Source organism: Neobacillus muris, from assembly GCF_943193175.1.
Lineage (GTDB): Bacteria > Bacillota > Bacilli > Bacillales > Cytobacillaceae > Neobacillus > Neobacillus muris.
The window spans coordinates 15,678-30,721 of record NZ_CALPDF010000034.1; the positions used below are offsets into that span (position 1 = coordinate 15,678).

15 protein-coding genes are annotated in these 15,044 nt (G+C 42.5%); 14 read left to right on the top strand and 1 reads right to left on the bottom strand.

Annotated elements, in window-relative coordinates; all coding sequences use genetic code 11:
- Window positions 1-43: 43 nt before the first annotated feature.
- The 7 genes from NFS43_RS18230 to NFS43_RS18260 all read left to right on the top strand — a co-directional run bounded on the left by NFS43_RS18230 (window position 44) and on the right by NFS43_RS18260 (window position 7,179).
- Window positions 44-673, top strand: a complete 630-nt coding sequence (locus NFS43_RS18230; protein ID WP_251554203.1) for a TetR/AcrR family transcriptional regulator — start codon at window positions 44-46, stop codon at window positions 671-673.
- Between the two features lie 179 nt (window positions 674-852).
- Entirely contained in the window at window positions 853-1,968 is a 1,116-nt protein-coding gene (locus NFS43_RS18235; RefSeq protein ID WP_251554204.1) for an acyl-CoA dehydrogenase family protein, read from the top strand.
- Window positions 1,965-3,167 carry an acyl-CoA dehydrogenase family protein gene (locus NFS43_RS18240; RefSeq protein ID WP_251554205.1) on the top strand — a complete coding sequence of 401 codons (1,203 nt, stop codon included), beginning with the start codon at window positions 1,965-1,967 and terminating at the stop codon, window positions 3,165-3,167. The genes NFS43_RS18235 and NFS43_RS18240 overlap by 4 nt, the downstream gene beginning before the upstream one ends.
- A 36-nt stretch (window positions 3,168-3,203) precedes the next feature.
- Window positions 3,204-3,569 (top strand): SCP2 sterol-binding domain-containing protein, encoded by a 366-nt coding sequence (locus NFS43_RS18245; RefSeq protein WP_251554206.1) that lies wholly within the window; start codon window positions 3,204-3,206, stop codon window positions 3,567-3,569.
- 96 nt (window positions 3,570-3,665) lie between these two features.
- Window positions 3,666-5,555 (top strand): AMP-dependent synthetase/ligase, encoded by a 1,890-nt coding sequence (locus NFS43_RS18250; protein WP_251554207.1) that lies wholly within the window; start codon window positions 3,666-3,668, stop codon window positions 5,553-5,555.
- On the top strand, window positions 5,552-6,385 hold the full coding sequence (locus NFS43_RS18255) for an SDR family NAD(P)-dependent oxidoreductase (protein ID WP_251554208.1): 834 nt from the start codon (window positions 5,552-5,554) through the stop codon (window positions 6,383-6,385). The genes NFS43_RS18250 and NFS43_RS18255 overlap by 4 nt, the downstream gene beginning before the upstream one ends.
- A 20-nt stretch (window positions 6,386-6,405) precedes the next feature.
- A complete protein-coding gene (locus tag NFS43_RS18260) occupies window positions 6,406-7,179 on the top strand; it encodes an enoyl-CoA hydratase/isomerase family protein (protein ID WP_251554209.1) in 774 nt (257 codons plus the stop codon).
- Window positions 7,180-7,254: 75 nt separating this feature from the next.
- Here the strand turns inward: NFS43_RS18260 and NFS43_RS18265 are convergent, their stop codons facing one another.
- Window positions 7,255-7,590 carry a hypothetical protein gene (locus NFS43_RS18265; protein WP_251554210.1) on the bottom strand — a complete coding sequence of 112 codons (336 nt, stop codon included), beginning with the start codon at window positions 7,588-7,590 and terminating at the stop codon, window positions 7,255-7,257.
- Window positions 7,591-7,855: 265 nt separating this feature from the next.
- On the opposite strand from NFS43_RS18265, the gene NFS43_RS18270 reads away from it, so the two are divergent.
- From NFS43_RS18270 to NFS43_RS18300, 7 genes are all read left to right on the top strand, one after another.
- Window positions 7,856-8,152, top strand: a complete 297-nt coding sequence (locus NFS43_RS18270) for a DUF5658 family protein (protein WP_251554211.1) — start codon at window positions 7,856-7,858, stop codon at window positions 8,150-8,152.
- A 99-nt stretch (window positions 8,153-8,251) separates the two neighbouring features.
- Window positions 8,252-9,385: a DEAD/DEAH box helicase gene (locus NFS43_RS18275; protein ID WP_251554212.1), complete on the top strand. Its 1,134-nt coding sequence runs from the start codon at window positions 8,252-8,254 to the stop codon at window positions 9,383-9,385.
- A 211-nt stretch (window positions 9,386-9,596) separates the two neighbouring features.
- Window positions 9,597-10,016 carry a hypothetical protein gene (locus tag NFS43_RS18280; protein WP_251554213.1) on the top strand — a complete coding sequence of 140 codons (420 nt, stop codon included), beginning with the start codon at window positions 9,597-9,599 and terminating at the stop codon, window positions 10,014-10,016.
- 272 nt (window positions 10,017-10,288) lie between these two features.
- Entirely contained in the window at window positions 10,289-11,365 is a 1,077-nt protein-coding gene (locus tag NFS43_RS18285) for a CotH kinase family protein (protein ID WP_251554214.1), read from the top strand.
- A 120-nt stretch (window positions 11,366-11,485) separates the two neighbouring features.
- On the top strand, window positions 11,486-12,502 hold the full coding sequence (locus tag NFS43_RS18290) for a spore coat protein (protein WP_251554215.1): 1,017 nt from the start codon (window positions 11,486-11,488) through the stop codon (window positions 12,500-12,502).
- A 132-nt stretch (window positions 12,503-12,634) separates the two neighbouring features.
- Complete coding sequence (locus NFS43_RS18295; RefSeq protein WP_420910343.1) at window positions 12,635-13,303, top strand: DUF2642 domain-containing protein; 669 nt, start codon at window positions 12,635-12,637, stop codon at window positions 13,301-13,303.
- A gap of 313 nt (window positions 13,304-13,616) precedes the next feature.
- Window positions 13,617-14,984 (top strand): arsenic transporter, encoded by a 1,368-nt coding sequence (locus NFS43_RS18300; protein WP_251554238.1) that lies wholly within the window; start codon window positions 13,617-13,619, stop codon window positions 14,982-14,984.
- Window positions 14,985-15,044: the final 60 nt, after the last annotated feature.

Sequence of the window (15,044 nt, forward strand, 5' to 3'; positions counted from 1 at the left end):
GACTTGTTAAACAGGAAAATCTTTTCTACAATTAAAAGATACTGTGGAAAAAAAGATTGGATGGATGATTGTGCTGTTTATTACGGAAATGCCAAAAGAAGCTAAAGAGAAAATTCTCTTTGCCGGTCTTGTGCTTTTCACTAATGAGGGGTTTAAAAATACCTCTGTGCTGGATATAGTGGAATTAGCAAGAGTTTCAAAAACCACCTTTTATCAACATTTCACCAGTAAGGAACAATTAATGGCTCATCTATTTGCTGTGCTGGCTGCTGAAATTATGGAAGAGGTAAAGCTCGCGGTCAGTAATGAACATCGGACAGCCTATAAAGCTTATGCTGGGATTCATCGTTATATTGAAATCTGCTTTACAAATATAAAAGCGGCCAGTCTTGTGCTGGTAGAGTCAGTAGGAGTTTCACCGGAGGTTGAAAAAGTGCGCAGTGAAGCCCATCGGCGCTTTGCCGGCATGATGTTTGAGATGGTTCAAGGCTTGCTGCCGAAAACCGTTTTAGAACAAGAAATCCGGATTGTTTCTCAGGCGATGGTCGGGGCCATTAATGAAGTTGTAATCCAAAACTACAATGATGAGGGAAATGGAATCGTTCATTTTGATGAGCTTGCCCGTCTTTTAAATCGAATGGTCATTGCTGCATTTGTAAATTTAGCCAATTGAATAAATTTTTACATGCATGAGCTGCATAGCAGCACTCATGCATTTTTTATGTTTTTACTATATGCAAGCGGGCAACGTCGAAAATAGTCGAACGTTTTTTATTGTATAGTACGAATACGTATTGGTATCATTTGTGTATAAAATATTTTGAATATTTGTAAAAAGAAGGAGGGGATCCGATGATTTCCTTTATGCCAAATGAAGATGAAATATCCTTTGTGGATGTTGCAAAGTCCTTCGCGATTGAACATTTGCGTCCAAGATCACGTTTGATTGAAGAAACAGGAGAAGTCCCTGACGATATGGCCGGCAAATTACAAGAATTGGGCTTCACCACACTGGAATTGCTGGAAAGCTTTGACGGTTTAGAACTGCCATTAGTGTCACAGGTGCAAGTTCTTGAAGCATTAAGTTTTGGTGATCTTGCAGCCGTTCAAGGCTTGCCGGGATTTAACGAGACTGCGTCCTTTATCCGAGCTAATCCTGAAAATCCGCTGTTTGTTTCCTTAAAGGATAAGCGGCCAACCGGATCCTTATTAGTGAACCCATTTCATCACTCACTTACGATCCAAACAAACCGCAATGGGTACCGTTTAAACGGGGTATCCATTCCAGTTAAAATGGGAGAGGTTTCAACCTTGCTCATTATTGCCGGAGTGGATGAGAATCGGGAGGACGTACTGCTCCTGCTTGAAAAGGAGACACATCAGTGGAAATCCGTTATTGGGGATCGGCGCCTGGGCTTATTAGCATCAAAATGTGCGCGTTTACAATTCGATCAATTGGAAGTGCCTGAAGACTGTGTACTTGCTAGAGGAGAAGCTGCCAGACAAGTCACTCGAGACGCGCTGGCGAGAATTCGTATTCTAGAAGCCGCGAAAGAGGTTGGGACAATGGCAGCCGCTCTAGCTTATGCGACAGAATATACCGCCGGGCGTAAAGCTTTTGGCCAAGAAATTGCCAAGTTTCAGGGGGTTTCTTTTACTGCGGCCCAAATGGCGATACAAACTCAAGGTGCCCGAAATTTAGTGTGGCATGCTGCCAAGAAACTGGATGACCAGGAGCCGGATGCCATTCAGGCTTCTTTGTCTGCCCTCCATTTCGCTCACCGTGCCGTCCGTTTCGTCACAGATTCTGCTGTTCAGCTGCTCGGCGGTCATGGATATGTACAGGATCATCCAGTGGAAAAATGGATGAGAGATGCCCAAGCACAGGTGAACTTATGGGAAAGTGAAACTGAACTGCTGGTTAAAAGCGGTGAATACCTATTATTAGGGAAGGAGGGAAACGGATGATATCCTACGAACTGGAACCTCAGCAGCAACAGGTTAAGGAAATTGTCCATTGGTTTGCAGAAAATGAAATGCGTCCGATCTCCATGCTGGCTGACAAATTAGCCAATGTGCCAGATGATTGGCTTAGAAAGGTCAACAATATTGGCATTTCGATGAGTACTTCCACATTAGGGGAAGGATCGAAAAGTGAGGGGCAGAAGAAGGAACGGCAAGGAAACCGTCTCGCTGTGATTGCCACTGAGGAATTGGCATGGGGAGATGCGGCGATTGCCCTTACCCTGCCTGGACCAGGTTTAGGCGGTCCGCCCATCCAGCATAGCGGAACGCCAGAGCAAAAACAGCGATTTCTATCCATCTTTTCACGCGATGAGGAACCGCGATGGGGAGCTTATGCTCTGACAGAGCCGGAGGCCGGTTCAGATGTGTCAGGCATCCAGACAACGGCAGTGAAAACAAAAGGAGGTTATATTTTAAACGGGCAAAAAATATTTATTACCAATGGTAAACGCGCTTCATGGGTTGTCGCGTTTGCAACGATTAATAAGGAACTGGGCCGTGCCGGACATCGCGCATTCGTTGTAGAAAAAGGGACACCGGGTTTCTCCTGTTCCCGGGTTGCCCATAAGATGGGACTGCGGGCATCTGAAACGGCGGAGCTTGTGTTTGAGGATTGCTTTGTTCCAGATGAGAATTTGCTTGGCGGTGAAGAGTACTACGAAAGCAAAGGTTCAGGACCATCCGGTTTTCGGGTGGCAATGAAAACATTTGATACAACCAGGCCGATTATAGCGGCAATGGCAACGGGGATTGCCAGAGGAGCCTATGAATATACCATCGATTTAATCAAAAAGGAATATCCGCTTCATGGAAGGCAGTTCCAAATGGCGGCAGAAACACTTGCAAGCATCCAGCAATCGATTGAGGCCGCCCGTCTTTTAACATGGGAATCTGCCTGGAAGGCGGACCTCGGTTTGCCAAATGCCAAAGAGGCCGCCATGTGTAAAGCTTTTGCCGGTAAAATGGCGCTGGAATCCACTTCAAAATGTTTAGAGCTGCTCGGTCCGATTGGATTAGAAAATCATATTGTAGAAAAAATGTACCGCGATGCAAAAATTTTTGACATCTTTGAAGGCACGAATCAAATTCAGCAGCTAATTGTCGCCCGCCATTTATATGAACCATTTGGCATTCGAGTTTAATATTTTCATATATTTACTATATTGGAGGATGAAACCATGACAAAAACAATCGAAGAGTATTCATTATCTGAACTGTTTAATAAAATTGAGGCCACCCTAAATGAAAATTCAGGACCTATTGAGGGATTTACTGCCTCTTATCTTTTTGACATCACCGGGGACGGCGGAGGACAATATCAGCTGCGTTTTCAGGATGGCAAAGCTTCTGTAGAGGCAGGCGCTGAGGCCCCCGCAGATTGTACTCTGAGTATGTCCTTGGCAAGCTTCCATGATTTTATGCTTGGCAAGTTAAATGGAACGGTAGCCTTTATGACTGGGAAATTAAAAATTAAAGGAGATATTGGAAAAGCACTGAAAATCGAAGGGATCCTCCGCCAATATAATGTGAAGGAACATTTATAAGGCGGCCCTGTATGAGGCTGAGTGCGATGATTCGGGATTCGGCCAGCCTCTGCAGTACGATAGCTGCATTTAGCGAAATTAGATAGGAGGTGTCAAATGAAACCTAATAATTTAGTGGAAATGGTGTCCCGGACGGTAGAGCGTTATTCCGAAAAGGATGCCTTTTTATGGAAAAAAAACGGAACCTATCAAGGGATCAGTTATCTTTCCTTTTGGACTAAGGTGAGACAGGTTGCAGCAGGGCTAGCCCGCTTTGGCGTGAAAAAGGATGATAAAGTGGCGATTCTTTCAGAAAACAACCCCAATTGGCCAATCAGCGACCTGGCGATCATGAGCTTAGGTGCTATTAGTGTGCCGATCCATTCCACATTGCCTTCAGATCAAATTGCATACATTTTAAACAATGCTGATTGTAAGTTTATTTTTGTGCAGGATCACCATCATTTGGAGAAAATCATTCATCCAGAAGCCGCTGCGCCACTTCCTACAGCAATCTTTTACCCGCTTGAGAATTTTACAGAAACAGACCAGCTTTTTTCGATTGACCATTTGGGCTATCTCGGGTCGATTCATCCCATTGAAAATTGGGAAGATGAGTTTAAGGAAATTTCAAGAGATGATCTTGCCACGATTATCCACACTTCCGGAACAACGGGGAAGCCAAAGGGGGCGATGTTAACCCATGGTAACCTCCTTTCCAACATTGAAGGGGTTCAGTTCTGGGTGCTTGAGGCAACTCCAAAGGATGTACTGCTGTCCCATTTGCCTTTGTCCCATGTATTCGAACGCATGGCAGGCCAGTTTATGCCTTTATCCGCCGGATCGACGATTGCCTACGCAGAAGGGATTGACAAAGTCCCAGAAAATCTGCTGGAAGTCAGGCCCACTGTATTAATCAGTGTTCCGCTGCTGTTTGAAAAAGTGTATGCACAGGCACAACAGATGGTGGAATCAGGTACCCCGTTGCGAAAGAAGATATTTAACTGGGCGATCGAGGTGGGCCATAGGAGATATGAACATTATTTAAATCAGACCTTTGATGGCATGATGAGAAACGGTTTTATCCCTAAAAAGCTCAGAAGACAATGGAAGCTGGCCAATGCCCTAGTCTATAACAAAGTGAAACAGAAAATGGGCGGCAGAATCCGCGGGCTGATTTCTGGAGGAGGCGCACTGAATCCTGAGATTGGGAGGTTCTTTTGGGCGGTTGATATTCCAGCACTTGAGGGCTATGGCTTAACCGAAACATCCCCTGTGGTCTGTACCAATCCGATGCTGAGAACGAAGGTGGGAACGGTAGGTAAGCCGCTTCCAAATCTTGAAGTGAAAATAGCGCCCGATGGAGAAGTGATGGTAAAAGGGCCAAGTGTGATGAAGGGCTACTACAAAGACTCCAAAGCAACGGAGGAGGTATTCGAGGACGGTTGGTTTTTAACCGGTGATATCGGCAGTCTGGATGAAGATGGCTTTTTAAAAATCGTTGACCGCAAAAAACGGATCATTGTGTTAAAAACGGGAAAAAATGTCGCACCCCAGCCAGTGGAGAATGCCATTACACAAAGCAGATATATTCAAAATGCGGTCCTCATCGGCCAGGACGAAAAGTATGTCATTGCCATGATCACGCCAAGCTTTGAATCTCTTTTGCCATGGGCTGAAAAGAAAGGGCTTCCAAATGATATTAGCCAATTAATCAAACATCCAGGAGTACAGGCGCTGTTGACGAAGGAAGTTGTTAAGTACACTCATCCATTTGCCAAGCATGAGCAGCCGAAAAAAGTGATTGTCCTTGGCAAGGAATGGACAGTAGAGGATGGTGAGCTTACACCTTCCCTAAAAGTCCGTCTTCCGGAAATTCAGAGGAAATATAAAGAAGTCATTGCCCTGGCCTATGCTGAAGAAAAATTTACTGATTTGCAGACTGCCGCTAACGAAGCGGCAGTGGGGTTATCACTGAAATTTACAGAAGGGGAGAGAGGAAAATGACACTGCCTTTAGAAGGAAAAGTTGCCTTGGTTACAGGGGCATCCCGGGGCTTGGGAAGAGCAGATGCTTTAAAGCTTGCCGAGGCAGGAGCGGATGTGGTTGTAACGGACATTTTAATAGAGGACGACCAAAATCTTGAGAATACTTCAGAGTCGCTTGGTCCAATCGCACAAATCATGACGCAGACCAAACAAATTTATACGAAATCCACTACAGAGCAAATTCGGGAAATGGGAAGGAAGGCTGCTGCCTTTAAAATGGATGTAACCGACCGATCTGAAGTGGAGACTGTGATGAAACAAGTTAAGGAACAATTTGGGAAGATTGATATTCTGATTAATAATGCGGGAACTTTAGATCATACAGCAAGAATTGAGGACCAAAATGATGGCTTTTGGGAACGGGACCTACGGGTAAACTTAACGGGTGCCTATAATTGCTGCAAAGCTGTTTGGCCCTATATGAAGGAGCAGAATTGGGGAAGGATTATCAATATGGCTTCCGTTGCCGGAACGCTTGGAGGCTATGGGCAGGCTAGCTATTCGACCACCAAGGCTGGAATTCTGGGTTTAACCAAATCGCTTGCTTTGGAGGGAGCCAGATACAATATAACAGTGAATGCCATCGTGCCAGGAATAATCAAAACCGAAGCGTTTGAATTTACGAATCCTTCGATGCGGGAAAGAATGATTGCCAGAACGGCATTTAAACGCCCGGGAGAACCGGAAGATATTGCCAATGCTATTGCCTTCCTTGTTTCAGAACAGGCGGGATATATAACAGGGGCAGGGCTTCCTGTTGCCGGAGGCATTGACCTTTTTACATTCTAATAGAATGGGAGATAAGTAAGATGGATTGTTTATTAGAAATGAAGGGCCAGGTTGCCCTCGTCACGATTAATCGTCCGCCAATGAACACCTTAAGCAGAAGTACCCTTTCAGAATTGGCCGCCATTTTTAACGAACTGGAAAAGGATGATTCGATTCGGTCCATTCTTTTGACCGGTGCAGGTGATCGAGTTTTTTCCGCCGGGGCTGATATTTCCGAATTCGGTGATATGAGCGATCAAGAACAATCTCGGGCCAATATACAGCATGTCCATGATTTTTTTCTGCGTCTGGAGCAGTTTCCGAAGCCGATTATTGCCTGTGTCAATGGAAAAGCTTTAGGAGGAGGAAATGAGCTGCAAATGGCCTGCCATTTGGCGATTGCATCGGAGGAAGCAGAATTTGGCCTTCCTGAAGTCCGGCTTGGCATTATTCCAGGATATGGAGGAACCCAGCGCCTGCCAAGGCTGATTGGAAGGCGAAGAGCTGTTGAATTGATGCTGTCAGGAGAGAGAATTTCTGCTCAAAAGGCATTGGGATATGGAATGATTAATCGGGTTGTTCCACATGAGGACCTCATGGATGAAGCAATTGAATGGGCCGCCCGATTGGCCGAAGGGCCGCCGCTGGCCATGAAAGGAATACTTGACTCTGTAAATAGGGGCAGTGACCTGCCGATTACTGAAGGAACATCGATTGAACTCGAACACATTATGGCAGTGAGAGGTAGTGAAGATGCTATTGAAGGGGTAACCGCCTTTTTTACTAAAAGGAAGGCAGAATTTAAAGGGAAGTAGGATGTATGTAAAGTCAGCAAAAAGGCGTAGTCCAATAACGGATTACGCTTTTAATAGTTTTATTTATAACATCGATTAGAGATGGTTTCTGCGATAAATGAGCCAGTAGCTTCCGATGCCGATCATGCTCAAGATTCCCACAGAGATTGGAAGTATATAGTTGAGTAATGGAGCCTTTTTTGGATCAACGGATTGAATGGCCGAAACGGATTCGCCAGACGTTTTTTCTTTTTCAGCGGCTGATTCTGAAGCCTTTGTTTGACCTTGGGATACTGCTGCTTCGCCGATTGCAAACTCGGTAACTGCCGCTCCTGATAAAGAGGCGGGAGTTCTCCAATCAGAATCTGCCAATACGTTCGATCCTAATAGAAAAAACAGTATGGAGAAGACTATATTAATTTTTATAAACATTATATTCAACTCCATTATATTGTTAATGAGCTTGATGCTTTATTCTATCATCCTTTTGGACTGGGCAAACCAGTTTTAGGAAAATGTTCACAAACCTTTCAAAAATCACGGACAGCAATTTTTGAAAGAGTTTGTTCTTAATTAAGAACGAATTTGTGGTTTTTATGGTATGATTGGATGGTATACACCATTAGCCAGTGATTGAAACATCGTGGTTCATACATAGTAAAAGAGTCAATAATGATAAAAAGGGGAGGGGAATGCAATGAAACTTGGATTATTTTTGCTGTTTTCGGGAATGGTGGATGCTGCTTTGACACATTATGGGATTATATCTGGTGTTATAGAAGAAGGCAACCCAATTATGAAACTTGTCATAGAAAAAGACTGGTCTTATTTTTATGTCATAAAAGTTCTCCTGCCCATTGTTTTAATTGTTCTCATAACTATACACCCCATAACTGCATTAATAAAGCGGCTCATGGTTTCAGCGAGCATCCTTTATTTTTCTGTCCTCTTCTATCATCTGACTTGGATTCTCCTCTATACCTTTCATATGTAACAGAAAATGTTGGACACCTTTGCTTTTCTTAGGTAGTATCAATACGATATGGAAATTAGGGAAATAATAAGAAAAATGTTTGGAAAAAAGGAGTAAAACATGTTAAATACGCTAAAACCTTTTATTCAAGAAGCTTGGAATAAATCTGGCTTTCAATCGGCTGCTGCCATTCAAGAGAAAGCCATTCCCGTTATTCTGGAAGGGAAGGATGTACTGGCTGAATCTCCGACAGGCACTGGAAAAACCCTTGCCTATCTTCTGCCTTTACTCCAGAAAATAGATGCGGACTCACAGTCCCTGCAAGCCGTTGTATTAGCCTCTTCTCAGGAACTGGCCATGCAAATTTTTAAGGAATTTCAAAAGTGGTCAGAGAACAGCGGCATTAGAGGAGCTTCAATTATCGGAGGGGCCAATCCTAAGCGGCAGTTGGAGAAATTAAAAAAACGCCCTCATATTATTTTTGCAACACCTGGAAGATTGCTTGAATTGATCAATCAGAAAAAGGTAAAGATGCATGAAGTAAAGCTGTTGGTATTGGATGAAGGGGATCAGCTTTTGGTTGCTGAACACTATAGTACGGTACAGAATATTATAAAGCCGACGATGGGAGATCGCCAAATCGTGCTGTTTTCAGCAACTTTGAAGCCGGAAACTGAACAAAAGGCGAAAGAGATCATGAAGGATCCTGAAATAATAAAGATTGATCAACAAGCTGCTGGATCTGGAGATGTCGAGCATATTTACTTTATGTGTGAAAGAAGAGATAAAATTAAGCTGTTGGAGAAGATTGCCCGGTTAGAAAAAAGCAAATCTTTGGCTTTTATCAATGATATTGGTGAGTTGGAGATTTTTAATCAGAAATTGGGCTTTAAGGATCTTTCTGTGGGAATTCTGCATAGTGATATGAAAAAATTGGACCGCCAGTCCACACTTAAATCATTCCGTAATGGGGAAATCGGCATGCTGGCAGCAACTGATGTTGCCGCTAGAGGACTTGATATCGAAGGAATCTCTCACGTGGTGAATGTGGATTTTCCAAAGGATTTAGCTCAATATGTACACCGTGCAGGCCGGACTGGGCGCATGGGGGCAAATGGCATCGTCATTTCGCTGGTAACGGAAAGAGAAGAAAGGGAATTGAAACGTTTTTCCAAGGAATTAAAGGTTTCGCTTCATAAAAGAATCTTCCATAAGGGGCAGATTGCGGTACCGGAAGAGAAGCTGAAGCGGTAAAAATGCATGGCTTCCCAGCCGATTTCGATTCCATCAGCGGATGCGGACGAAGTTCATAAAGAAAACAGGCATGCACTTGCAGCATGCCTGTTTGATCTTGTATTATCGGCTTAATCTTAATTCTGTCATATTTCCATTCTGCCAAATGCGTTTTTTGGTAGCATAATTAACTTCCCCTGAACAACATCCACCAGTACCGCGAGTGCGTCCAGTGCCGCGAGTGCGTCCAGATCTGCGAGAACGCCCGGAACGGCGAGAACGCCCAGATCTGCGAGAACGCCCGGAACGGCGAGAACGCCCAGATCCGCAAGAACGTCCAGATTTGCGAGAACGTCCAGATTTACGAGAACGTCCAGATTTACGAGAACGTCCAGATTTGCGAGAACGTCCAGATTTGCGAGAACGTCCAGATTTGCGAGAACGTCCAGATTTGCGAGAACGTCCAGAACGGCGGGAACATCCAGAACGGCGGGAGCGTCCAGAACGGCGTGAACATCCAGAACGGCGGGAACGCCCAGTACCGCGTGTACGCCCAGTGCCGCGTATGCGTCCAGTACCGCGCGTGCGTCCAGAGCCGCGAGAACGCCTGCTGCTGTTACAGCAGGAAGATCTGTTGGCTACAGGTTCTTGAGCTAGATATTCATCCATTCCATATGCAGTTACATCCTCAACCGCTTGTTCAATATCTCTTTTCCTGTAATACCTCATTAATAAACCTCCATTCTTTTTCATCAGGCAGATCCAATTAAAAGCATCTTCCACCCTGTACTACAATTTACGTTTGTGGAACCACTCTGAATAGACAAACATACTGTGTTTCTAAAAATATACTTCCGTCTATTTAAGAACTTCTTTTTGCATTGGTACATACGATTTATTGAATGCAAAAGGAGGCTTATAGTGATGAATTTGCCTAGAATTGATATTTTTATAAATCCTGCTGACTTGCGGGAGCTTAAATCGGATATTTGGAATGATGACCCTGTTCCTGCTTCTTTAAGAATTGGAAAAAAGAGAGCAGAAATTGACCTATCCTACAGGGGATCACATATAAGGAAGTTTAGAAAGAAGTCCTATCATATTTCACTTTTTAGGTCGAATTTTTTAGGGATAAAGGAGGTACATTTAAACTCGGAATACAAAGACCCTTCCTTGATACGCAATAAGCTTTCACTTGACTTCTTTCATCAAATTGGCTGTCTTTCTCCTTCTTCCAGGCATATTCTCCTTTCTATTAACGGGAAGATGGAAGGAATCTATCTTCAGTTGGAATCGGTTGATGATAACTTTTTAAAAAAAAGGAATCTCCCAATGGGACCCATCTTTTATGCCATCAACGACGACGCCAACTTTTCATTATTAAGTCCGGAGGATAACAAGGCTAAATCAAAATTATCGGCAGGCTACGAATTGAAAATAGGAGAAAAAGAGGACTTGCTTTCCCTTGAAGATTTCATATATCAATTGAATACATCCTTAAAGCAGGAATTTGAGACCGTTATCCCTAAGCTATTAAATATTCATCAGTACTTCCGCTGGCTGGCAGGAGTTGTTTGTACGCAGAATTACGATGGCTTTGTTCATAATTATGCCATTTACCGAAACGGTGAAACGGGACTCTATGAAATAATTCCATGGGATTACGATGCGACATGGGGAAGAGATATCTATGGAAAAGAAATGGAATATGACTATGTGCGTATACAAGGTTTTAATACCCTGACAGCCAGACTATTGGATATCGATCAATTTAAAAAGGAATATGCAAAATTGCTGAAACAAATTTTAAATGAAAATTTTACGAAAGAGGCAATGGAACCACAAATCAACAATTTGCATTCTGCCATTCGCCCCCACTATAACCTCGATCCTTATCTAAATGGGCAATTGAATATTTTTGACAAGGAACCGGAGTTTATTATTCAGTTTATAGAAGATAGGCGGAATTACCTAAGAAATCACTTGATGGATTTAGAATAAATAGACACAAGTGACTTTTTAAATAAATAGGCAATTTCTCCATCGCACGATTAGTCAGGTGTACGTATACATGAATTATAACTATCCCCTATGGATATATGACAAGGAGGAAATAACTAAATGGCAGGAAGGAAAGGCAATCATTCCAATCAACTGAACCAATCAAATCCATCAATTCCGCTGGATGCGTACCATTCATTTCTTAAATCATTAATTGGCCAGGATGTACAGGTATATAAAGGGGGCCCTGAAAGCAAACAAGGAACGTTACTAGATGTTCAATCAGATTATATATGTGTTCTAGCACAAAACAACAATAACAACAATAATAACAATCAAAATAACCAGAACCAAAACCAAAATCAACAGCCCACTGTCGTCTATTATCGGACCCAGCATCTCCAAAGCATTAGCGAAAACAGTAAGTCTAATTCTATGCCCCGCTATCAAAATAATTCAAGAGAGCCATATGAATTTTATCGTGCAGGCAGCTTTGACTTGTTAATGGAGAAGTTTATTGAAAAGTATGTTCAGATTAATCTAGGAGGACCTGAATCGAAAACGGGTATGCTTTTGGATACTTCCGGTAATTATGTAGCACTCTTGACTGAAGATGATGGTGTGGTCTACTACAATGTTCACCATATTAAGAGCATTAGTGAATACAACAATAATAACAATGAAAATAGCAGCACGCAGGATTCAGGACAGCAAGTGCAAATTCCTGAATATTACCGTGCGGATGATTTCCATGATCTTTTTGGACAAATGAGCCATAAATGGGTATCTATCAATAGGGGAGGCCCTGAGGCGATTGAGGGAGTGCTTGTTCAAGGGATGGGTGGACATTATACAATTGTCAGCAATGATGAAGTCTTAAGGATTAATCCATATCATATTAAAAGTATTAGCTCTGGACCAAAAGGAGCCTTAAAGCAGAACAACAACTCTCAGCAAAATAATTCAAATGAGGATGTTTCAAAGGCTCAAGAAGAAAGCGGAGAAAAAAATGCTCGTTCCACCAGCAAAAGTTCTAGAATGGAATCCAGCAGGACCTCCAGCAGCTCGAGCAGTTCCGGCGGCGCCAGATATGAAAGGGTCGTTAAAAAAATCGATTATGTATGGAAGCCCCGATAAAATAACGTTTTAAAACCAGGCATCTCATGATAAAAAAGATGCCTGGAATCTTATCCATTTCATCTAAAACCAAGATACCGTGCATAAACAGATAGGGGCTAAAGAAATTTCTGCTGAAAAGGGGAAATCCCATTGAAAAATATCATGGCATTAAAAGGAAAAAAAGTCGAGATTGAGATTTCCGGAAAAACGCTATTTCAGGGTATCCTGATCGATATTGGCCCAGATATCGTTGTTATTTACAACGGAAAAGATTATTTATATATTCCTTTTTTTCATATTCATAATCTACGGGCTGACGATTTAATTGAATTGGAAATGGACGGAACCCCGCCTGAAATGCCAATTATGGAAGAATCAAAAAATATTTCTTACAGAAAAACACTTATGAATGCCAAAGGAAAATTTTTGGAGATTTTTGTGACCGGAAATAGGTCGATTCATGGCTACGTAACCAGTGTCTTGAATGATTATTTTGTTTTTTATTCTCCTGTATATAAAACAATGCTCGTTTCATTAAACCATTTAAAATGGCTTACTCCATACCAAAGCAATATAACTCCCTATACACTCCCAAATGAAGATTTACCGGTCCAGCCTACAAATATTCCACTGCAGCGTTCTATGGAGGACCAGCTGAGAAAACTAGAAGGAAACCTAGTAGTATTTGATTTGGGTGACCATCCTCATAAAATTGGCCTGCTAAAACTAGTAAACCATAATATTGCTGAGTTAAATATTGCAAGCGGAGAAACTATTTTCTGGAAAGTTCCTCATATAAAAGTAGTACACTGGCCATGAAAGGTAACCTGTCCTGAAACTATGGGCAGGTTATGTTATGAATACATATTGCACTGGGCGAAAGGATATTTCGCTCTTTTTGGTTTATTTGGCCCGAAGTCCCGCCTGATAGATTTACCGGCAGACCTCTTTACATTCGTATAGACCCCCGTGGAATTCCAAAAAAACGGGTACAAACCTAATGCCTGTCTTTCTTCCAATACATATAGATATAGTACAAGACAACAACAGGGATAGATGGAAGGGGGGGACATCTGAAGTATTAGGAATGAAAGGATGCCCCAACAAGGATTGGCTCATCTACAACAGCCAGATGAAAGGAGATATAGATGTAGTGCCTTGGATGACAGTAATAACTTTTTTGATTACACTAGTATTTATACTTTGGAGACCAAAAGGAATGAATGAAGCCATCCCGGCATCCGTTGGTGCAGTCATTATCATCCTCATAGGAAGTGTTTCCATAACAGACTTGAGGATGATCATTGAAACGATTAGCGGCGCTGCGATTACCATTATGGCCACCATCGTAATGGCAATCGTTTTAGAAAGCTTCGGTTTTTTTCATTGGACGGCGGAAAAGCTGGCTGAAAGAGCGAAAGGGTCAGGAATTCGGTTATTTTGGTACGTGAATCTATTATGTTTTCTCATGACACTGTTTTTTAATAACGACGGAAGTATTTTAATCACCACACCCATTTTAGTTATGCTGCTCAATAATATGGGTTTAAAAAATCATCAAAAAATACCTTATCTAATGTCAGGTGCTTTAATTGCGACGGCTTCCAGTGCGCCAATCGGTGTCAGCAATATTGTCAATCTGATCTCCTTAAAAATTGTCGACATGGATTTGTATTTGCAGACGGCCATGATGTTTGTTCCGGCAACGCTTGGATTGATTCTGCTAACATGCTTATTGTTTCTTCGTTTTAAAAAAGTACTCCCAAAGAAGGTCCCAGAACAAGTAAAGGGTTTGACCCTTCCTTCCTACCATCCGCTTAAACTGAGCCCGATGACTTATGACTCGGAGAAGGATCGTTCAAGATTTATGAGAAATGTCCTGTTATTTGTTTTATCTGTTCGTGTCAGCCTATTTGTCGCTTCGTACTTGGGTATTTCTGTCCCCTTAATGGCGGTTATCGGTTCATGTATCTTATTGGCATGGAGATGGGCTTACTTAAAAATACCTCCGAAGGATATGCTGAAAAAGACCCCTTGGTATATTATTGTTTTCGCCTTTGGAATGTATGTCATTATCTATGGCTTGAATAATATGGGGCTTTCAGACTTGCTCATTGAGTTTATGCAGCCTATGGTTTCTGGCAGCCTGCTTCATACAAGTGTATTAATGGGTGTTCTGCTGCTAGTAATGTCCAACATTTTTAATAACCACCCCGCTCTTATGATTGGAACATTCACCTTAATGAACATGAATCTCGATCACCTATCCTTAAAAATCGCCTACTTGGCAAATGTCATTGGAAGTGACATGGGATCATTGCTCTTGCCAATAGGAACATTGGCTACACTTATGTGGATGCATATTGTCAGGAAAGGCAAAGTGATGATAACCTGGAAAGAATATATGAAAACAACAGCACTAGTCATCCCGCCGGCAACATTATTTACCTTAGTCGTTCTCTATTATTGGGTTTCTTGGCTTTTTGGCGGTGCGCTTTAGTCTGAAAACGTTTTGATTATGGCTGGCAGAGAGTGATGAGAGATGAGGATGAAAAACAAA

Excerpts from the sequence above, each read along its gene's own strand:
- NFS43_RS18235 (WP_251554204.1), top strand. The coding sequence starts at position 853 with ATGATTTCCTTTATGCCAAATGAAGATGAAATATCCTTTGTGGATGTT.
- NFS43_RS18240 (WP_251554205.1), top strand. The coding sequence starts at position 1,965 with ATGATATCCTACGAACTGGAACCTCAGCAGCAACAGGTTAAGGAAATT.
- NFS43_RS18245 (WP_251554206.1), top strand. The coding sequence starts at position 3,204 with ATGACAAAAACAATCGAAGAGTATTCATTATCTGAACTGTTTAATAAA.
- NFS43_RS18250 (WP_251554207.1), top strand. The coding sequence starts at position 3,666 with ATGAAACCTAATAATTTAGTGGAAATGGTGTCCCGGACGGTAGAGCGT.
- NFS43_RS18255 (WP_251554208.1), top strand. The coding sequence starts at position 5,552 with ATGACACTGCCTTTAGAAGGAAAAGTTGCCTTGGTTACAGGGGCATCC.
- NFS43_RS18260 (WP_251554209.1), top strand. The coding sequence starts at position 6,406 with ATGGATTGTTTATTAGAAATGAAGGGCCAGGTTGCCCTCGTCACGATT.
- NFS43_RS18265 (WP_251554210.1), bottom strand. The coding sequence starts at position 7,590 with ATGTTTATAAAAATTAATATAGTCTTCTCCATACTGTTTTTTCTATTA.
- NFS43_RS18270 (WP_251554211.1), top strand. The coding sequence starts at position 7,856 with ATGAAACTTGGATTATTTTTGCTGTTTTCGGGAATGGTGGATGCTGCT.
- NFS43_RS18275 (WP_251554212.1), top strand. The coding sequence starts at position 8,252 with ATGTTAAATACGCTAAAACCTTTTATTCAAGAAGCTTGGAATAAATCT.
- NFS43_RS18285 (WP_251554214.1), top strand. The coding sequence starts at position 10,289 with ATGAATTTGCCTAGAATTGATATTTTTATAAATCCTGCTGACTTGCGG.
- NFS43_RS18290 (WP_251554215.1), top strand. The coding sequence starts at position 11,486 with ATGGCAGGAAGGAAAGGCAATCATTCCAATCAACTGAACCAATCAAAT.
- NFS43_RS18300 (WP_251554238.1), top strand. The coding sequence starts at position 13,617 with ATGAAAGGAGATATAGATGTAGTGCCTTGGATGACAGTAATAACTTTT.